Origin of the sequence: Delftia sp. 60 (assembly GCF_002754395.1) — a bacterium.
In the GTDB taxonomy this organism is placed as follows: domain Bacteria; phylum Pseudomonadota; class Gammaproteobacteria; order Burkholderiales; family Burkholderiaceae_C; genus Comamonas; species Comamonas acidovorans.
This window is the reverse complement of the sequence record NZ_PEFD01000001.1, coordinates 1,278,782-1,297,451: the sequence shown is the minus strand read 5'-3', so window position 1 is coordinate 1,297,451 and position 18,670 is coordinate 1,278,782. Positions and strand designations below refer to the sequence as shown.

Annotated in this window: 13 protein-coding genes and 1 pseudogene; 9 read left to right on the top strand and 5 right to left on the bottom strand. The window is 69.1% G+C overall.

From position 1 onward, the window contains the following. The first annotated feature begins 33 nt into the window (after positions 1-33). Entirely contained in the window at positions 34-1,806 is a 1,773-nt protein-coding gene (locus CLV01_RS05880) for an ABC1 kinase family protein (protein ID WP_099735212.1), read from the top strand. 220 nt (positions 1,807-2,026) lie between these two features. On the opposite strand, the pseudogene CLV01_RS05875 reads toward CLV01_RS05880, so the two are convergent. From CLV01_RS05875 to CLV01_RS05865, 3 genes and pseudogenes are all read right to left on the bottom strand, one after another. Continuing rightward, positions 2,027-3,000, bottom strand: a pseudogene (locus CLV01_RS05875) (Bug family tripartite tricarboxylate transporter substrate binding protein). An 81-nt stretch (positions 3,001-3,081) separates the two neighbouring features. Then, a complete protein-coding gene (locus CLV01_RS05870; protein WP_099734777.1) occupies positions 3,082-4,095 on the bottom strand; it encodes a TraB/GumN family protein in 1,014 nt (337 codons plus the stop codon). After that, a complete protein-coding gene (locus CLV01_RS05865) occupies positions 4,092-5,114 on the bottom strand; it encodes a fumarylacetoacetate hydrolase family protein (protein ID WP_034390060.1) in 1,023 nt (340 codons plus the stop codon). The genes CLV01_RS05870 and CLV01_RS05865 overlap by 4 nt, the downstream gene beginning before the upstream one ends. A 126-nt stretch (positions 5,115-5,240) precedes the next feature. Between CLV01_RS05865 and CLV01_RS05860 the strand changes: the two genes are divergently transcribed. The 3 genes from CLV01_RS05860 (at position 5,241) to CLV01_RS05850 (ending at position 7,844) form a co-directional block, all read left to right on the top strand. Next, entirely contained in the window at positions 5,241-6,020 is a 780-nt protein-coding gene (locus CLV01_RS05860; RefSeq protein WP_012203056.1) for an IclR family transcriptional regulator, read from the top strand. A 167-nt stretch (positions 6,021-6,187) separates the two neighbouring features. Beyond that, positions 6,188-7,345, top strand: a complete 1,158-nt coding sequence (locus tag CLV01_RS05855) for a DUF3108 domain-containing protein (RefSeq protein ID WP_180288363.1) — start codon at positions 6,188-6,190, stop codon at positions 7,343-7,345. Between the two features lie 205 nt (positions 7,346-7,550). Further along, on the top strand, positions 7,551-7,844 hold the full coding sequence (locus tag CLV01_RS05850; protein WP_012203054.1) for a BTH_I0359 family protein: 294 nt from the start codon (positions 7,551-7,553) through the stop codon (positions 7,842-7,844). A gap of 109 nt (positions 7,845-7,953) precedes the next feature. Here the strand turns inward: CLV01_RS05850 and CLV01_RS05845 are convergent, their stop codons facing one another. Further along, positions 7,954-10,179, bottom strand: coding sequence for an IPTL-CTERM sorting domain-containing protein (locus CLV01_RS05845; RefSeq protein WP_180288362.1), 2,226 nt, complete (start codon positions 10,177-10,179; stop codon positions 7,954-7,956). A 410-nt stretch (positions 10,180-10,589) separates the two neighbouring features. Here CLV01_RS05845 and CLV01_RS05840 point away from each other — a divergent pair, with 410 nt between their 5' ends. Genes CLV01_RS05840 through CLV01_RS05820 form a run of 5 tightly spaced genes read left to right on the top strand, consistent with a single transcriptional unit; the run spans position 10,590 to position 17,384 of the window. Beyond that, the gene (locus CLV01_RS05840) at positions 10,590-12,038 is read left to right on the top strand and encodes an MFS transporter (protein ID WP_034390051.1); all 1,449 of its coding nucleotides are present in this window, start codon (positions 10,590-10,592) and stop codon (positions 12,036-12,038) included. Between the two features lie 13 nt (positions 12,039-12,051). Beyond that, complete coding sequence (locus CLV01_RS05835; protein WP_099734779.1) at positions 12,052-13,593, top strand: FGGY family carbohydrate kinase; 1,542 nt, start codon at positions 12,052-12,054, stop codon at positions 13,591-13,593. Then, positions 13,590-15,272: a glycerol-3-phosphate dehydrogenase/oxidase gene (locus CLV01_RS05830; RefSeq protein ID WP_071954241.1), complete on the top strand. Its 1,683-nt coding sequence runs from the start codon at positions 13,590-13,592 to the stop codon at positions 15,270-15,272. Before CLV01_RS05835 ends, CLV01_RS05830 begins: the two co-directional genes overlap by 4 nt. After that, on the top strand, positions 15,266-16,816 hold the full coding sequence (locus CLV01_RS05825; RefSeq protein WP_099734780.1) for an FAD-binding oxidoreductase: 1,551 nt from the start codon (positions 15,266-15,268) through the stop codon (positions 16,814-16,816). The genes CLV01_RS05830 and CLV01_RS05825 overlap by 7 nt, the downstream gene beginning before the upstream one ends. Before the next feature lies 1 nt (position 16,817). Continuing rightward, positions 16,818-17,384, top strand: coding sequence for a glycerol-3-phosphate responsive antiterminator (locus tag CLV01_RS05820; RefSeq protein ID WP_012203049.1), 567 nt, complete (start codon positions 16,818-16,820; stop codon positions 17,382-17,384). Between the two features lie 16 nt (positions 17,385-17,400). On the opposite strand, the gene CLV01_RS05815 is transcribed toward CLV01_RS05820, so the two are convergent. After that, on the bottom strand, positions 17,401-18,567 hold the full coding sequence (locus tag CLV01_RS05815; protein ID WP_099734781.1) for a PDDEXK nuclease domain-containing protein: 1,167 nt from the start codon (positions 18,565-18,567) through the stop codon (positions 17,401-17,403). Positions 18,568-18,670 lie beyond the last annotated feature (103 nt).

The following is an 18,670-nucleotide window of genomic DNA, read 5'->3' as shown; positions in this document are numbered from 1 at the left end:
GGACCGCATTGCCACCACCGACAGGAGATGCCCATGCTGCAAACCGCCGTGGTCGCCGTGCGCGACCGTGCCCGGCTGCAGGAAATCGTCGGCGTGCTGCTGCGCTTCGGGCTGGCCGACCTGGTCGACACGCTGGGCCTGGCCCGCTTCGCGCCACGCGGCAGCCAGCCCCATCCCGAGCATCCGCTGGATGCCAGCCGCCCCGAGCGCCTGCGCATGGCCCTCGAACACCTGGGGCCGAGCTTCGTCAAGCTGGGCCAGATCATGGCCACGCGCTCGGACCTGCTCGCGCCCGAATGGACGGCCGCCCTGCAGCAACTGCACAGCCACGCCGCCCCGCTGCCCTGGGAGACGGCCCAGCCGTTGATCGAGCAGTCGCTGGGCCTGCCCGTGGAGCAGGTGTTCACGCATTTCGACCCCGTGCCGCTGGCCTCGGCCTCCATGGCCCAGGTGTACCGCGCGCGGCTGCCTGCGGCCGAAGACCGGGATGACCGGGATGACCGGCAAGACCAGGAGGACGGCAGCGGCAGCGACAGCGACAGCACCCCTGCGGCCAGCGCTGCCGACATCGAAGTCGTGGTCAAGGTCCAGCGCCCCGGGCTGCGCCCCCAGATCGAAGCCGACCTGCGCCTGCTCGAGCACCTGGCGCTGCTGGCCCAGGAACAATGGCCGCAGCTGGCACGCTACCGCCCGCGCGAGGTCACGCGCCAGCTGGGCCAGGCGCTGCGCGAGGAACTGGATTTCACCGTCGAAGCCCACAACGGCGACGCCGTGGCGCGGCACTTCGCGGCCCAGCCCGAGATCGTCGTGCCGGCCATCCACTGGGCATTGAGCGGGCCGCGCCTGCTGGTGCAGGACTTCGTGCCGGGTGTGCCAGCCTCGGCCGTGGGTGCGGACCCCGCGCTGGACGGCCCGCTGCTGGCGCGCCGTGGCGCCTGCGCGTTTTTGCAGATGGTGCTGCGCGACGGCCTGTTCCACGCCGACCCGCACCCCGGCAACCTGCTGGCCCTGCCCGGCAACCGCGTGGGCTTCATCGACTTCGGCATGGTCGGGCGGCTGTCGCCCCAGCGCCGCCGCCAGGTGCTGGGCCTGATGCGCGCCCTGGTCGAGGGCCAGGGCCGCAGCCTCTCGGGCGTGCTGCTGGAATGGGCTGCCGAAAGCGAAATGCCCGGCCGCGCCCCGCCCTCGGCCGCGCGCATCGAGGCCGCCGTGGACCGCTTCGTGACCCGCCATGGCCCCGGCGCCAGCAACGGCCGCCTGGTCATGTCCCGCGCACTGCAGGACTTCATGGCTCTGGCCCGCGAAACCGGCGTGGCCCTGCCCGCCGACATGGCCCTGCTGCTCAAGGCCCTGATCACGGCCGACCAGGTGCTGCTGCAGCTGGACCCGCAATTCGACGTGGTGCAGACGGCCACGCCCCTGGTCAAGGCCCAGCTGCTGCAGCGCTACTCCCTGCGCAGCCTGGCGCGCCAGCGCCGCGCCGCCATGGCGCAATGGATGGAACTGGCTGACGACGCGCCGCACACCCTGCGGCTGGTGATGCAAAGACTGCGCTCGGGCCGGCTGCAGGCCGACCTGGACATACGCCACATCGACCGGCTTTCACTGGCACTGGAACGCGCCGCCACCCGCCTGGCCCTGGCCGTGGTCTCCGGCGCCTTCATCCTGGGCCTGGCCCCCGGCCTGCTGACCATGGGCCCGCGCCTGTGGGGCATCCCCCTCTTCGCCGCCCTGGGCGTGGCCGGCGCCGCCGCCAGCCTGGCCGTTCTTTTCATCACCATGCGCAGGCAGAAGGCGCTGGATTGATGGCTGGATTGGCGATGAGCAACGCCCAAAGGCACCGCCAGCACACCAGCGCCCAAACCCGCCACGGCCCAACCCAGAGACACCGAGGAAGGGCCTACGCCGGCCGCGCCGCCCCGCACCGAGGGTGTCGCCGGCTGCCCGTACGCCCCCTCCGCGAAGCGAGAAGGGGCGCCGTGCAACGGGCGACGTGCAACGGGAAGCGGCGCAGCCGCTCAGGGGGTCAGTCCAGCTTCACGCCCGCGCTCTTGATGATGGCCCCCCAGCGCTTGGACTCCGCGCGCGACATGGCCAGGAACTGCTCGGGCGTGCCGGGCAGCGCCTCCATGCCGAAGTCCTGCATGCGCTTGACCACGGCGGGGTTGGCCAGCGCCTTGTTGAGTTCGGCGTTCAGGCGCTGCACCACGGCGGGGGCATCTTGGCCGGGCCCAGGATGCCCTGGAAGGCATAGACCTCGGTATCGGGCACGCCGACCTCGGCCAGCGTGGGCAGCTCGGGCAGGCTGGGCACGCGCTTGCCCGTGCCGATGGCCAGGGCCCGCACCTTGCCCGACTGGATCACGGGCAGGCCCGAGGCCAGGTCCAGGAACATGCAGGGCACCTGGCCGCCCATCACGTCGGCCAGCGCAGGCGCCGCGCCGCGATAGGGGATGTGCGTCAGGAAGGTACCCGTGCGGTTCTTGAACATCTCCATGGCCAGGTGGTGGGGCGAGCCGTTGCCGGGCGAGGCGTAGTTGACCTGGCCCGGATGCGCCTTTACGTAGGCCAGGAATTCCTTGAAGGTCTTGGCCTCGAAGTTCGGGTTCACCACCAGCGCCATCGGGAAGCGGCTGATGCCGCCGATGTAGGTGAAGTCCTTTTCGGGATTGAAGGACAGCTTGCTGAACAGGTGCTCGTTGTAGGCCAGCACGGCGTTGTCGGCCGACATGATGGTGTAGCCGTCGGGCTTGGCCGTGGCCACGATCTGGGCGCCGATGTTGGTGGAGGCGCCGGGGCGGTTGTCCACCACGATGGTCTGGTTCAGCGTCTGGCGCATGGCCTCGGCCACGGTGCGCGCCAGCACGTCGGTGCCGCCGCCGGGCGGATAGGGCACGACCCAGCGGATGTTGCTGGCGGGCCAGTCCTGCGCCTGTGCAAAAGGCGCGGCCATGCCGGCGGATGAGGCCGCCACGGCGGCCAGGAATTGTCTACGGTCCATTGTTGTCTCCTGTGGGATGGGTGTGGATGGGTCCTGGCCGCGCCCTGTTGCTCTTGTTCATGGAGGCGGCGGCCGTATGTTTCAGGGCGGGCTGGCTGCGGGGAACTCCACGCGCTGCACCTTGAAGCCCTGGGCCGCCAGCAGCGCCGGCAGGCCGCGCGTGCCCACCATGTGCAGGGCGCCCACGGCGGCGAACACGCTGCGGCCGGAACGGATCTGCCGCGCCACTTCGCGCGCCAGGCCGGGGTTGCGGCCATAGACCATGTGGTCGTAGTCGGCGCGCTCGGCGGCATTGGCCATGCAGTCGCACCAGTCGGGCAGGCTCTCCAGCAGGTGGATGCGGCCATCGGCCCAGACGCGTGCGATCAGTCCCAGCTTCTGGGAGGCGATGCCGCTTTCCAGCTGGCGCAGGCCGGACTCCACCGTCTCGGCCACGCGCGCGGGGTCGTCCGAGACCAGCTCGCGCAGTTGCAGCTCGGGCGTCTCCAGCGACAGCACGGGCTTGCCCAGGGCCAGCGCCACGCCGGCCAGCGAGAAATCGATGCCATAGGACGCGTCCAGCCCCTCGCTGCGGCCGGCCAGCGACAACAGGGAGATCACCTGGGCGTCGGGGCGCAGCAGGGCCAGCTCGGGACCGGCGCAGGCCAGGCGCCTTTGCTCCTCAAGCCGGTGCTGGAGATCGCCGCGCAGCGGCGGCGCATCGGGCCGCGCCTGCATGCCGGCGAACAAGACCTTCATGACCTCGGGATCGAGGATGTTCAGCTCCAGCGCCAGGCTGTCGGAGGCGCGCAGCGCGTCCGCCACCGTGGGGCCGGGCACGCTCCAGTCAAGCTTGGCCGCGTGCATGGTCCCGTAGAGCCAGCTGGTGCGGCCCCGGTGCTCGATGCGCCACAGCAGCCCACGGTCCTGCGCCTTGCGCTGCATGGCGCGGATCTCGTCCGGGCCGGGCATGCGCGCCTCGGGCGGGCAGGTGACGGGATCCGCGGCCGGGGACGCCGCGAATGCCCCCGCCAGCGGCGACAGCGCCAGCGCGGCCAGGCCGGCGCGCAGCGACCTGCCCGCCAGGCGCCACCAGGGTGCGCAGACGCGGCTCATTCGGCAGGCTCGACGATGTTCTGGTCGATGGCGCCGAAGATGCTCTGGCCGTCCTTGCCCTTCATCTCGATGCGGATGGTGTCGCCAAAGCGCATGAACTCGGTCTTGGGCGCGCCGTCCTGGATGGTCTCTATGCAGCGCTTCTCCGCAATGCAGCTGTAGCCCTTGGGCCACTCCATGCGCCGGTTCTTGCCCTTGCCGCTTTCCACGCCCTTGTTGCTCACGGTGCCGCTGCCCACGATGGAGCCGGCGCGCACATTGCGCGTCTTGCAGATATGGGCGATGAGCTGGCCGAAGTGAAAGCTCATGTCCTCGCCCGCATCGCACATGCCGACCTTGCGGCCGTTCCAGGTGGACTGCAGCGTCAGGTGCAGGCGGCCGCCCTTCCAGGCGTCGCCCAGCTCGTCCAGCGTCACGGCCACGGGGCTGAAGGAGGTGGCAGGCTTGGACTGGAAGAAGCCGAAGCCCTTGGACAGCTCATTGGGGATCAGGTTGCGCAGGCTCACGTCGTTGGCCAGCATGACCAGGCGCACGCCGCCCAGCGCACGCTCGGGCGTGGCGCCCATGGGCACGTCGGCGGTGATGACGGCGATCTCGGCCTCGAAGTCGATGCCCATGGACTCGCTGGGCACCACCACATCGTCGCAGGGGCCCAGGAAATCGTCGCTGCCGCCCTGGTACATCAGCGGGTCGGTGTAGAAATTGGCCGGCACCTCGGCGCCGCGCGCCTGGCGCACCAGCTCCACATGGTTGATGTAGGCCGAGCCGTCGGCCCATTGGTAGGCGCGCGGCAGCGGCGCCATGCACTGGCGCGGATCGAAGGCAAAGGCATGGACCGCCTTGCCGCTGTTGAGCAGGTGGTACAGGTCCTGCAGCTGGGGCGCCATGTAGCTCCAGTCGTCGAGCACCTGCTGCAGGCGGCTCGCTATGCCGGTCGCATAATGGGCCTGGCTCAGGTCGCGTGACACCACGACCAGTTGCCCGTCCCGCGATCCGTCCTTGTATGTGGCAAGTTTCATGCTGCTCCCCCGTGCCGCCGCCGCGCGCCACGGCATCCGGGCAGCGGCCTGGATACCCATGGCGACGCAGCCACGAATTACGATAAGTTAAATTGATTTAACTAAACAAAACCAAATTCTATTGCAATGGACAAGGAACGCGCAGGGATTCAATCGGTCGAGGTCGGTTTTACATTGCTGGAGGCGCTGACGCGCGCCCGGGGCCCGCAGATGCTCAAGGACCTGGCGTCCGACGCCGGCATGAGCGCCGCCAAGGCGCACCGCTACCTCGTGAGCTTCCAGCGCATCGGCCTGGTCACCCAGGACGCGCGCACCTCCCGCTACGACCTGGGCCCGGCCTCGCTCAAGCTGGGCCTGGCATCGCTGGCCCGGCTGGACCCCGTGCGGCTGGCGCGCGAACGCATGCCCGCGCTCATGGAGCGCATCCACCACACGGCGGCCATCGCCGTCTGGGGCAACCACGGGCCGACCATCGTGCACTGGGAGGAAAGCGCCCAGTCGGTCACCGCCAACCTGCGCCTGGGCGATGTCATGCCCATGCTGGCCTCGGCCACCGGGCGCTGCTTCGCGGCCTGGCTGCCGCGCGAGGTCACGGCCCCGCTGCTGGAGCCCGAAGTGGACAAGGCCCGCCGCATCCAGCGCAAGGACCTGCCGCTCACGCCCGAGGCCATAGACGCCATGCTGGCCGAGGTGCGCGAGCGCGGCACCGCCCGCGTGGTCGATACCGTGCTGCCCGGCATCGTGGCCTTTTGCACGCCGGTCTTCGACTCCTCGGGCCATATCGTGCTGGGCCTGACCACGCTGGGCTCGATTGCCACTTTCGACCCCGAATACGGCGGCGCCATCGACGCGCCGCTGCGCGAGGCCTGCGTCCAGCTGTCCCAGGACCTGGGCTGGAATGCCTGAGATGAAGCTACACCCCCTGAGTCGCTTCGCGCCTTCCCCCTGGAAGGGGGACGACAGCCTCGCTGCGGGGCGGCGCGGCCGGCGTAGGCCCTTGCTCGCTGTCCCTGGCCTTGGGCCGCGCCGGTTTCATGGGCTGTGGGTGGCGCGCAGCACTATGGATAACTGACATGAGCCTACGCCAGCGCGCCCTGCCCGCCATCACCGCCGTGGTGCTGGGCGGCCATGCGCTGGCCCTGCTGGGCCTGCCGCTGTGGAGCCAGGTATCGGCGCCGCACACCAAGGTGGCGGCCATGCAGACGCGGGCGCTGTCCCTGCCCGAGCCCCCCGCCCCCCCGCCTGCAGCGCCCGTACCCGCACCGAAGGCGCCTGCGCCCAAGCCGCAGCAGCCTCGCCCCAAGGTCCAGCGCCCGACACCCGCCGCGCCCGCGCCCACGCCCGAGCCGCTGGACACGCCCATCCGCGAAACCGTGGAGCCCTTGCCGATGGCCGCAGCGCCGGAGCCTGCCGCATCGGAAGCCTCTGAAACCGCCGATGCCGGCAGCGGGGCAACCCCGGCCACACCGCCGGCGCCGCCTGCTCCCAAGCCCGAACCCGAAACACCACCCACACCCTCGGCCGGCCCGGCCCAGGGCATGGCCATCACCTCGCCCGATGGCACGCCGCTGGCCTCCGACGCCCCCGTTCCCGTGCAACTGCCCGATCCCGCGCGGCTGTCGTTCGCCGTCACCGGCCAGGCCAAGCGCTTCAACTACTCGGCCAGTGCCGAGCTGGTCTGGCGCCATGCCAACGGCCAGTACCGGGCCAGCCAGGAAGTCAGCCTGTTCCTGCTGGGCTCGCGCTCGCAGACCAGCGAGGGCCGCATCACCGACAGGGGCCTGGAGCCCAGCCGCTTCAACGACAAGGCACGCAAGGAGCAATCGGCGCAGCTGGCGTTCGACCAGAACCTGGCGCACTTCAGCACGGGCGCGCCCGATGCCGCCATCGCGCCCGGCGCGCAGGACCGGCTCAGCGTGTTCCTGCAACTGTCGGCCCTGCTGGCGGCGGCGCCGCAGCGCTACCCGGCGGGCACGCAGATCAGCTTCATCACCGTCAGCGCGCGGCGCGCCGACCGCTGGACCTTCCGCGTGGGCGAGACCGAGACGCTGGACCTGCCCTCGGGCAGCACGCAGGCGCTGCGGCTGGACAAGATCGCTGCGGCCGGCGATGACCAGCAGGCTTCGCTGTGGCTGGCGCCATCCATGCAATACCTGCCCGTGCGCATCCGGCTGGCGCAGGACAACGGCGACTTCGCCGACCTGCAGCTCAAGGGCCGCCAGGCGCCCTGATCGCGGGTAGGCCGGCACTTGCAGGCACCGCTGCCGCCCGCCTACCACAGCGCGGCCTGCGGCGCACGCCGCCGCGCATGCCAATCCGTGGAATACTGCATGCAAGTGCCTGTGATAGATCGGGACCCCCACGGTTCTTGAAATCCGGCGCTTCGCAGCCATGTAGGCTGTGCGACGCCCGGCAACGGGCCAGAAAGGGAACACCATGCAAATGCTTTACGACTCCGAATCTTTTGTGGTGCTCCATCTGCGTCCCGACATGGATCCGGATGCAACGGCTGGCAATGAGGCAGTCGACACCGCCCGCCAACTGCCACGCCACGGCTTCGAGATCGTGGACAAGCGCTCGGGCAAGGAGGTCTACCTGGACGGCTCCTGGGCCGAGATGTTCCAAAAGCAGATCATTGCCTGGCAGCTCGACGCCCCCACCGAGGAAGAGGTGGAAGACGCGCTGGATCGCTACGCCGGCCTGGCCCAGCAGCCCGTCGTGGTCCACTGACGCCGCGCTTTTCACCTCCCTCCAACCCATAAGAAAGCCGGGAATGCGATGAGCATTTCCGGCTTTTTCATTGGGCTTTGGGCTGGGCGGACCCAGCCCCATTCCACCGTCAATCCCTGGACGCTGCCCTGATCGAAAGTGCCGCCATCCCGGCCAGCATCAGGGCCAGCATCATCAGCGCCCACTGGCTCAACGTGGGGATGGCTGCCACATTGCCAGCCGCCGCCGTCAGCTCGTTGGTGAAAGCCGCTGCGTTGCCCGTGGCCGCCACCGTCAGCGTGACGGCCGCCGGCATCCTGCCCCACGCCAGGCCTGCGGGTGCCGAGGGCAGCGTGGTGCTTTCGCTGACCGAGCAACTCACGCCTTGGGGCACGTTGGTGATGGTGCCTGTGCCCGTGGTCGCATTGGCCAGCACCACGGTCCCCGTGAAACTGCCACTCGCGCCACAGCTGGCCGTGAAGGCAAAGCTGCCGCTCACGCCGCCTGCAGGCGCGCCCGTGACGTTCTTGGTCAGGCTGATGGCAGCGGTGCTGCGCACCAGGGTATTGGTGAAAGCGGCCGCATTGCCGGAAGCCACCACCGTCACCGGCACGGCAGCGGGCATGACGCCCCAGCTGTAGTTGACCGGCGCGGTAGGCAAAGGCGTGTTCTCGGTGACCACGCAGCTCGCGCCTTGCGGAACACCGGCGATGCCGCCCGTTCCCGACGAGGCATTGCTCAGCGCCACGGCGCCGGTGTAGTTGCCGTCCACGCCGCAGCTCGCAGTGAAGTCGAAGTTGCCGGTTACGCCCGCTGCAGGGCCGCCCGCCACGGTCTTGGTGAGCGCAATCGATGCGGCGCTGCGCGCCAGCGTGTTGGTCAAGGCCACGGCAGGACTGCCAGGTGGCGCCAGCAAGGCCACGGTGCCGCTGGGCGGGCTGACCTCCACCCACTGGTGATTGGCCGGTGCCGCTGGGCGAGAGGTTTCGGTCACCGTGCAGCTGCCGCTGGAGATGACGGGCGTGACAGAGACGGCGCCCGCCGTGGGCGTGCTCAGCGTCACGCTGGTGGCAATGCTCGGCACCACAACGCCGTCCGTTCCCGTGCAGAAAACGCTGACGGGGAAGCTGCTGCCCGTCAGATCCGTGGCCTGACTGCCTGCGGCCCAGGCCACCGTCTTGCCCACGGCCAGCGTGCCGGGCTGGCAGGTCAGCGTGGCCGTGGCGTTGTTGCCCGAACTTGCGGGTGTGAAGTCCACGCCGGGCCGGATGATGTTGGTCACGGTGCGTGCCACAGGGTCCGCGCAGGCTGCGCGGCCTGCCGCGTCATTGGGCCAGACCACGGGCACGGTGATGGAGCAGCCCGTGGTGTGGGGAATACCGAAGTCATTCAGATTGACCGTGCTGGAGCCCGCAGTCGCGGTCAGCGTGCCGCCCGTGCAGGTATGGGTGACGGGGCCGCTGCCGATCAGCAGGGGGCTGGGCAGGGCATCGGTGACCTTGGCATGGGCCACGTCCTGCAGCGTGGCATTCTGAAATTCGATGGTCAGCTGCGCCGTGTTGCCGGCGCCGCCCAGCAGCACATCGGTCTTGTCAAAGCGCTTGGTCACCGTGGGCAGGCCGCAGGCACCACCCGGATCAGTCACGGCGCGCACAAAGGCCTGCGCGATCTTGCCGCCGTTGCGGGCGAGGGTCATGTCCGCATCTCGGAAGTTGGACACATCCACGGTGGCAAAGACGCAGGCGCCCTGGCCATTGTTGGACTGGGCGACGGGCACCAGCAAGGCGTAGACGCCATTGACCAGGGCGGTGGAGCCCGCAGGCGGGAAGCCGGCAACGGGTGTGCCGTTCGCCAGGTACAGAACGTTTTCTCCGGGGACGTTGTTGATGTAGTCGAAAAATCCACCGTAGACCGGGTCGAGACTGGTGAACGAGCCCGAATAGGCAGAGTTGGCATTCAGCGGATAGCTCTGAAAGACTCCCACCTTCGTGCCCAATGTGAAATTCCGCCCGGTATTGGCATTGAGCAGCTCCAGCATCTGCACGTCGTTGGTCAGCGTGTCGTCATAGCCATCGACGAAGAAAAGCACGCTGTTGGCCCAGCGATTGGCCACGGCCTGTGACAGGACTGCCCAGTTCGTGGGATGGATGGCCCGATAGTGGCTGGCGACCACCACCATGTCGTAGGGCCCGCCGGGCGGGTTGAAGGTGGCTGCGCTGATGCCATTGGCTGTGAACAGAGTGGACACCCGTGTCACGTTGGCTGCGCCCACCACGTTGGAGAATTCCGTTCTCATATTGGTGAACTCGGACTCCTCGACGGAAGAGTTCACCCCGCCCGCGTCCGTGGTCAGCATCAACATCTTCTGCGCCATTGCCTGACTGCCCAGCAAAAGCATGCTGGCACACAGCAACAGCCTTGCCCATCGTCTGATTGACATCATGGGTTCCCTCCCTCTATTTCATCTGTTTAGACAATTAATCGAAAAATCCTATTGTCTTTTTCTATCGCTCGAGAAACAGAGTGAAACACGCGCAGCGTTCGCGCCACAGGAAAAACCAATGCTTGCCGGCCCTGCCTGCCGCCTGCTATTAGCGCGCCTGATAGCCCGGCGCCTTCGCCCTGGTGCTTCTACCGATACTGCGCAACCCCTGCTATTTCCTAGAATCCCGGGCACAGGTTCAAGATTTGAAGACCATCTGTGAGATGGTCTTGTCACGCCTGTGTGGTGTGCGCCGGCCTCTTGCAGACAACCAGGAGGCAGCGATGCAAACCACAGGCCACAGCATTCGTGGCGTTCAGGATGTCATCTCGTACATCGACGCACGCCAGGGCATTTCAGGCCGCGCCGGCACCATCTGGTGGCTGGCACTCGGCGGCCTTTTCCTCGACGCCTTTTCCAACTCCGCGCTCAGCGTGGGCCTGGGGCCCATGACGCGCGACCAGCAGCTCACGCCGGCCGAGGTGGCCTGGATGACGTCGCTGGCCTCCTGGGTGTCCATCGCCTTCAACCCCATCGGCGGCTGGATGGCCGACCGCTGGGGCCGCATGCGCCCCCTGGTCATCGCCAAGGTGCTGGCCGTGGCCGGTGCGCTGCTGGTCAGCATGGCGCCCGACTACGCCACCATCCTCTTCGGCCGCTTCTTCGTGGGCGCGGCCTATGGCATCGACTTCGCCATCGCCATGGCGGTGCTGGCCGAATTCACGCCCGCACGCCTCAAGAGCCGGCTCAATGTCTGGCAGGGCATGTGGTACATGGCCGTGTGCAGCAACCTGGTGCTGGCGCTGTGGTTCCACTCCTGGGACGTGGGCGATTCGCTGTGGCGCTACTCGGTCGCGGCCACCGCCGTGTTCGGCGTGTTCATCCTGGGCATGCAGGCCGCGCTGCTGGTGGAAAGCCCGACCTGGCTGGCACGCAAGGAGCGGCTGGACGACGCGGCCCGCGCCATGACGCGCATCTATGGCCAGACCTTCAGGGCAGCGCCCCTTGCCGAGCGCCTGCCCGTGCTCAACCCGGCCCGGCGCGGCCTGGCCAATGTGCTGCTGATCTTTCGCGGCATCTACCTGCCGCGCACGCTGCTGGCGGCCACGGTGCAGATAGGCCAGTCCATCCAGTACTTCGCCGTGGGCTGGTACCTGCCGCTGATCAGCGCATCGCTGTTCGGCAAGGACTTCCGCGAGGCCACGCTGGGCGCGCTGGTGTTCAACGTGTTCGGCATCGTCGGCGGCTTCCTGTCGCCCGTCATCGGGCGCCGGCTGGGCCTGCGGCGGGCCTCGGCCTTCGGCTTTGCGCTGGTGTTCCTGATGCTGCTGGTGCTGGGCCTGTTCAACGGCCGCATGCCCATCTGGCTGGCCGTGGCCGTGCCCTCGCTGTTCATCCTCTTTCACTCGGGCGGGCCCGGCGCCAACGGCAAGAGCCTGTCCACGCTGTCGTTCCGCAGCGAGCTGCGCGCGGGCGCCAACGGCGTGATCGGCGCGCTGGGCGCCATGGGAGCGGCGCTGGGGCTGCTGGTGTTCCCGCTGTTCCGCCAGCAGTACGGGCTGGAGAACACCTTCCTCATCCTGTCCGTGGTGCCGCTGCTGGCCAGCATCGTCTGCTTTTCCATCCGCTGGGACCCCACGCGCACCACCGTGAACCCCGACGACGAGCCCGGCGCGCCCCAGTTCGCGGACGACGCCGCCCCGCCCGCCAAGGTCGCTCAAACCACCGCCTGAAAGAGACCACCCCATGCACCATGAAGCCGTGATCCTTTGCATAGACGAAGGCACCTCGGGCACGCGCGCCGCCGTCGTGGGACGCGACGGGCAGGTGTCCGCCCAGGACTATCTGCCGCTGGAAATCCACTGCCCGCGCCCCGGCGTGGTCGAGCAGGACGCCGACCTGCTGCTGGAGCGCACGCTGGACGTGTGCCGCCGCGCCATCGCCCGCGCCCAGGGCAGCGGCCAGCAGATCGTGGCCCTGGCCATTGCCAACCAGCGCTGCTCGGCCGTGCTCTGGGATACGGCCACGGGCCGGTCGCTGGCCCCCATCATGGTCTGGCAGGACTCGCGCCACCGCGACGAACTGGCCCTGCTGGCCGGCGACTGGGATGCCCGGCTGATCCGCCACGCGGGCCGGCCCGTGGGCGTGCGTTCGCCCTACCTGTGGGCCGCGCGCAAGCTGCGTGAGGATGCGGCCGTGGCCCGTGCCTGGCAGCAGCGCCGCCTGGCCTTCGGCACCATCGACTCCTGGCTGCTGTGGCATCTGTCGGATGCGCGCGCCGTGGTCACCACGCCCACCAATGTGACCTCGGGCAACGCCTATGCGCTGGGCGATCACCGCTACCTGCAGGACTGGCTGGACGCGCTGGAATTTCCCGCCGAACTGCTGCCCCGCCTGTGCGAGGACGTGCAGGACTTCGGCCGCACGCGCACCGAGCTGCTGGGCCTGGCCGTGCCCATCCTGGCCTGCGCGGGCGACCAGCATGCGGCCGCCGTGGGCCTGGGCTGCCTGGAGCGGGGCCAGGCGCTGTGCGTGCATGGCACGGGCAGCTTCGTCGATGTGCTCACGGGAACAAAGCTGCCCGCGCATGACGCGGCCCATGAAAGCTCGCTGACCATGACCGCGCGGCGCATGGGCGGTGTCTCGCGCTATGCCATCGAGACCTATGTGCCCACCACGGGCTCGGCGCTCAACTGGATCTGCGAGAAGCTGCAGTGGTTCGACAACCCGCAGCAGATCAGCACCCTGGCCCGCGAGGCCGAGACGCCGGCCGACCTGGTCTTCATCCCCGCGCTCACCGGCCTGCGCCTGCCGGCCATGGAGCCGGGCGCGCGGGCCTCGATCTCGGGCGTGTCCATGGCCACCTCGCGGCCGCAGCTGGCGCGCTCCATCCTCGAAGGCATTGCGCATTCCGTGGCCTCCTGCGTGCAGGCGGACGAGGCGGCATCGGGCACCGAGGTGGGCGAGCTGCTGGTGGGCGGCGGCCTGTCGGGCAGCGATGCCCTGCTGCAGATCCAGGCCGACCTGGGCGGCCTGCCCGTGCGCCGCCTGGCCGATACCGACAAGGCCAGCCTGCGCGGCATCGCCTTCATGGCCGGCAGCGCGGGCCTGCTGTGGGACGGGCTGGAGCAGGCCTGCGCCACGCTGCGCACCGAAGCGGTCTTCACCCCGCGCATGGCCGCCGACGAGCGCGGCGAGCGCCGCCGCATCTGGCGCGCCCGCGTGGGCGACGAACTGGCCCGCGCCCGGGCCCCCGGGCGCAACGCCGCCCTGGAGGGCTGCGCATGATGCAATGGCCCTTTGGCAAGGAACGCAGGGACAGCGCCGCACTGACCCAGACCGCGCCGCTGCAGCTGCAGCGCGCGGACCAGCTCGCGCGGCTGGGTGACGAGGCCTTCGACCTGCTGGTCATCGGCGGCGGCATCACCGGCGCCTATGCGGCGCTGGACGCCAGCCTTCGCGGCCTGCGCGTGGCGCTGGTGGAGAAGGACGACTTCGCCTCGGGCACCTCGTCCAAGTCCTCCAAGATGGTGCACGGCGGCCTGCGCTACATCGAACAGGGCAACCTGGGGCTGGTGCGGCACTCGCTGCTGGAGCGCCAGCGCCTGCGCCGCAATGCGCGGCACCTGGTGCAGCGCCTGCCCTTCCTGTTTCCCGTGATGGAGCGCGACGGCGTCTTCGACGCCCGCCTGGCCAAGGCCTTCGGCAGCCTGCTGTGGACCTATGACCTGGCCGGCGGCTGGCGCGAAGGCATCCTGCACCGCAAGCTCGGCAAGGCCGAGGTGCTGTCGCACTGCCCGAGCTTTCGCGAAGAGCAGCTCCTGGGCGGCTACATGTACTTCGACGCGCGCGTGGACGATGCGCGGCTCACGCTGGCCGTGGCGCGCACCGCGGCCTTCCACGGCGCGGCCGTGCTCAACCACTGCCAGGCCACCGCCGTCACGCGCAACGCCCACGGCCGCGTGGATGGCGCCATCGTCCAGGCCGATGGTCGCGAGATCACGGTGCGCGCGCGCAGCGTGGTCATGGCCACGGGCGTGTGGCTGCGCGACTGGGATGGCCGCAAGCCCGGCCAGGAGCCCCGGCTGCACGTGCGCCCCGCCAAGGGCGTGCACGTGGCCATTCCCTGGCTGCGCATACGCAACGACTGCACCGTCACCATTCCCGTGCCGGGCCGCAGCCGGCGCGCCACCATCACGCGCTGGGGCGATGTCTCCTACCTGGGCACCACCGACGAGGACTACGCAGGCGGCCTGGACGATGTGCACTGCACGCGCACCGAGCTGGACTTCCTGCTCGAAGGCGCCCGATCGGCGCTCAAGGTGGACCTGTCGCCCGAGGACGTGGTCGGCTCCATCGCCGGCTGCCGCCCCCTGGTCGGCCCGCCCGGCGGCAAGACCGTGGAGATGAAGCGCAACCACGAAATCCATGTGGCAGCCGACGGCCTGGTCACCATCGTCGGCGGCAAGCTCACCACCTCACGCCACATGGCCGAGCAGACCGTGGACGCCGTCGAGAAACTGCTGGGCCGGCGCACGCGCTGCACCACCACCTCGGCCTTTGTGCTGGGCGCGGCCGGCTACGACGCCCAGGCCATCACGGCCACGGGCGGCCTGTCGGCCCACCTGGGCGAGCGCTATGGCACGGAGGCGCGCTTCGTCAGCGACCTGCTGGCCGCCCGGCCCGAACTGGCCCGGCCCATCGTGCAGGGACTGCCCCATACCGAGGCCGAGGTCCTCTACGCCGTGCGCCACGAAATGGCGGCCAGCGTGGACGACGTGCTCTCGCGCCGCCTGCGCGCCCGCCTCATGGCGCGCGATGCCTCGGCCCACGCCGCGCAGCGCGTGGGCGACATCCTGGCCGATGAACTGGGACTGACACCCGCGCAGGTCGCGCAACAGGTCCACGACTACCGCCGCGCCGTGGAGCGCGAAAAACAGATTTTGATGGGAGACATCCAATGCTGAGCAAAGACGCAATCGCCCGCGGCTACAACCGCCGCAACTACGTGGTGGGCGCCCCCACGACACCGGGCTGGGCGGCGCAGGCCGCACCCGCAGCCGCCCGCCCTGCCTCCGAAGGTCCTGCCTGCGGCCTGCAGCACGAGCCCGTGGCCGTGCCCGAGGCCGCGCTCGCCGCGCTGCGCGCCGCCTGCGACCGCGTGCAGACCGAGCGCGCCGACATCGTCGCCGGCACGCGCGACTGGTGGGCCCGCACCATGGTGGCCGAGACCTCGGGCCACCCGGCCACGCCGCAGGCCGTCATCGCCCATGCATCCACCGTGGAGCAGGTGCAGGCCGTGATGCGCATTGCCGACGCGCACGCCATTCCCGTCACCGTCTCGGCCGGGCGCAGCAACGTCACGGGCGCGGCCCTGCCCCTGCGCGGCGGCATCGTGCTGGACCTGTGCGAACTCAATCGCTTCATCGCCATGGACGAGCAAAGCCAGATCGTCGAGGTCGAGGCCGGCATGTTCGGCGACGTGTTCGAGGAAACCATCCAGCGCCGCCACGGCATGACCATGGGCCACTGGCCCTCGTCCTTCGGCATCAGCACCGTGGGCGGCTGGGTGGCCTGCCGGGGCGCGGGCCAGCTGTCCACGCGCTACGGAAAGATCGAGGACATGGTCCACGGCATGGACGTGGTGCTGGCCGATGGCCGCCTCGTCACCGTGGGCGGCTACGCGCGCGCGGCCATCGGGCCGGACCTGCAGCAGCTGTTCATCGGCTCGGAAGGCACGCTGGGCGTGATCGTGCGCATCCGCTTCAAGCTGCACCGCCTGCCCGACCACGGCCGCGCCATCGCCTATGGCTTCGCCAGCTTTGCCCAGGGCCTGGAGGCCTGCCGCCAGATCCTGCAGCAAGGCGCCAACCCCGCCGCGCTGCGGCTGTACGACGCGCTGGAAAGCGGCGTGCAATTCGGCCGCAGCGACCTCAACGTGCTGCTGATCGCCGACGAAGGCGCACCCGAGATCGTCGATGCCGTCATGGCCATCTGCGAACGTGTGTGTGCACCCTTGGGTGAACGGCTGGACGGCGCCGCCACCCTGGAGCGCTGGCTGGACACGCGCTACCTGACCGGCAAGAGCGCCGAGGGCTTCAAGAAAGGCCCGGGCTTCGTCGCCGACACGCTGGAGATGTGCGGCCCCTGGAAAGACCTGCCGGCCATCTACGAGGAAGTGGTCGCCGCGCTGCAGGCCATCCCCGGCACCCTGGCCGGCTCGGCCCACCAGTCGCATGCCTATGTGGATGGCGCCTGCCTGTACTTTTCGCTGCGCGGCGAGGTGGCCGTGGACCAGCGCGCCCAGTGGTACCGCGCGGCCTGGGACGCGGCCAACGCCGTGCTGCTGCGCCACGGCGCCACGCTCAGCCACCACCACGGCGTGGGCCTGCTGCGCGCGCCCTACATGCGGCAGTCGCTGGGCCCGGCCTTTGCGCTGCTGGAGGCCACCAAGCGCATGCTGGACCCCAAGAACCTGCTCAACCCCGGCAAGCTGGGGCTGGACCTCTGACATGGGCCGCCCGGACAACTCCCTGGGCGCGCGGCTGGCGCGCCGCCCCGTCATCGCCACCCTGTACGGGGCCGAGCAGATGGACGCGCTGCTGGCCAGCCAGGCCGAAGTCGCCATCGTCGCCAACATCGAACTGCGCCGCCTGCGCTCGGTGATCTCCACCATCACCGGGGCGGGCAAGATCGCCATCGTCAACATCGACAGCTGCGACGGCATCTCGCCCGACAAGGGCGGCGTGGACTACCTTGTGGACCTGGGCGCCAGCAGCCTGCTGTCCACGCGCGTGGCCACCATCCAGCGCGCCAACAAGGCCGGGCTGCTGACCATGCAAAAGGTCTTCGTCACCGACCGCTCCACCTGGCCGCGCAGCATCAAGGCCGTGGAGCAGAGCGACCCCAACCTCGTGCAGATCATGCCCGCCCCCATGCTGGCCCACATCACCGAGGCCGAGCGCCGCATCCTGCCGCCCCTGGTGGCCTCGGGCTTCGTCTGCAGCCAGGAGCAGGTCCAGCAGGCGCTGGCCGGTGGGGCGATTGCGGTGTCTACCAGCGACAGTGGGCTGTGGTGAGGAGCGGTGGCCAGGGTCATAGTTGGCCAGCATCCGGGTGGAGCACTCGCCGAGACTCCAGCATGCGTCGAGTGCTCTCCAGCTCTTTTTGCAGCAACTCGGCATCCGGCAACACCATCCGGTAGTTGGCCGCCATCACCTTGGTTGGCAAGCCATCCAGCGCATACCGCGCCAAGGCATGGCCCTTGTCGGCGCACAGGATCAGGCCGACCGGAGGGTTCTCATCCGGGTAGGCCCAATGCTCTTTGGCATAGTTGCAATACATGTGCATCTGTCCCACGTCGGCATGGGTCAGGCTGCCCAGCTTCAGGTCGATGATGACCAGGCAGCGCAGCTTGCGGTGGAAGAACAGAAGATCCACGCGATACCAGGTCTGGTCGATACGCAGCCGGCGCTGCCGTCCAACGAAGGTGAAGCCTTCGCCAAGCTCCAGCAGGAAACCCTCCAGCCGCTGGATCAGAGCCGCCTCCAGGTCGGACTCCGAATACTCGTCCTTGAGGTCGAGGAACTCCAGCACATACGGGTCCTTGATCGCATCGTCGGGGGTCACGACATCCCCGGGCGTGGGCACGGACCCTTTGACGAGCATCGCCGCCTTGTCCCTGGACAAGGCCGTGCGCTCGTAGAACTGGCTTCCGATTTGCCGGTCAAGCTGCCGCACGCTCCAGCCACCGCGCAGCGCCTCGGTCTCGTAGAAGCGGCGGGCATGGACATCCTTGACCGACAGCAGCCGGACATAGGCGGACCATGGCAGAGGGAAGGCCTGGGCCAGTTCGGCGAGATCGCATTTCCGAGACACCGTCTCGGAACTCCCTGTGGACAGCCGTTCTCCGGATTTCCGAGACGGTGTCTCGGAAATTGCAGTCAAGGGATACGCCAGGAAGAAGCGCCGCATGTTCTCCAGATTGTCCGGACTGAACCCGCGCCCGAATCGAGTCGCCAGATCGGCGGAAAGGCGTTCCATCAACTGCTCGCCGTAACCGGCCCGTCGCCTGCCTTTTTGCTCGGCTTCGACGATCCGGCGGCCAATCTCCCAATAGCTGGCTGTCATCAACGCATTGACGCTGCGCGCTGACGCTTGCTTCGCCGCATCCAGCAATTCCACGATGCCGCCGTGAATGCTGGCATAGCCGGCCGGCGCGGCGGCAGATTTGCCCGCTGCCGCAGGTGTCTTCCTTGTCATTGCGTCACCTCCACGGCACAGGATAACCGGAGGGTTGTCTGTCGCCAGCCCGGCCCTGCGGCGGATCGGCCTGCATGCGCCGTATGTGTGCCAGCGCCAGTTC

What these genes read in the sequence shown, in the direction of transcription:
- CLV01_RS05880 (WP_099735212.1), top strand. Translation starts at nt 34, where the DNA reads ATGCTGCAAACCGCCGTGGTCGCCGTGCGCGACCGTGCCCGGCTGCAG.
- CLV01_RS05870 (WP_099734777.1), bottom strand. Translation starts at nt 4,095, where the DNA reads ATGAGCCGCGTCTGCGCACCCTGGTGGCGCCTGGCGGGCAGGTCGCTG.
- CLV01_RS05865 (WP_034390060.1), bottom strand. Translation starts at nt 5,114, where the DNA reads ATGAAACTTGCCACATACAAGGACGGATCGCGGGACGGGCAACTGGTC.
- CLV01_RS05860 (WP_012203056.1), top strand. Translation starts at nt 5,241, where the DNA reads ATGGACAAGGAACGCGCAGGGATTCAATCGGTCGAGGTCGGTTTTACA.
- CLV01_RS05855 (WP_180288363.1), top strand. Translation starts at nt 6,188, where the DNA reads ATGAGCCTACGCCAGCGCGCCCTGCCCGCCATCACCGCCGTGGTGCTG.
- CLV01_RS05850 (WP_012203054.1), top strand. Translation starts at nt 7,551, where the DNA reads ATGCAAATGCTTTACGACTCCGAATCTTTTGTGGTGCTCCATCTGCGT.
- CLV01_RS05845 (WP_180288362.1), bottom strand. Translation starts at nt 10,179, where the DNA reads ATGCTGACCACGGACGCGGGCGGGGTGAACTCTTCCGTCGAGGAGTCC.
- CLV01_RS05840 (WP_034390051.1), top strand. Translation starts at nt 10,590, where the DNA reads ATGCAAACCACAGGCCACAGCATTCGTGGCGTTCAGGATGTCATCTCG.
- CLV01_RS05835 (WP_099734779.1), top strand. Translation starts at nt 12,052, where the DNA reads ATGCACCATGAAGCCGTGATCCTTTGCATAGACGAAGGCACCTCGGGC.
- CLV01_RS05830 (WP_071954241.1), top strand. Translation starts at nt 13,590, where the DNA reads ATGATGCAATGGCCCTTTGGCAAGGAACGCAGGGACAGCGCCGCACTG.
- CLV01_RS05825 (WP_099734780.1), top strand. Translation starts at nt 15,266, where the DNA reads ATGCTGAGCAAAGACGCAATCGCCCGCGGCTACAACCGCCGCAACTAC.
- CLV01_RS05820 (WP_012203049.1), top strand. Translation starts at nt 16,818, where the DNA reads ATGGGCCGCCCGGACAACTCCCTGGGCGCGCGGCTGGCGCGCCGCCCC.
- CLV01_RS05815 (WP_099734781.1), bottom strand. Translation starts at nt 18,567, where the DNA reads ATGACAAGGAAGACACCTGCGGCAGCGGGCAAATCTGCCGCCGCGCCG.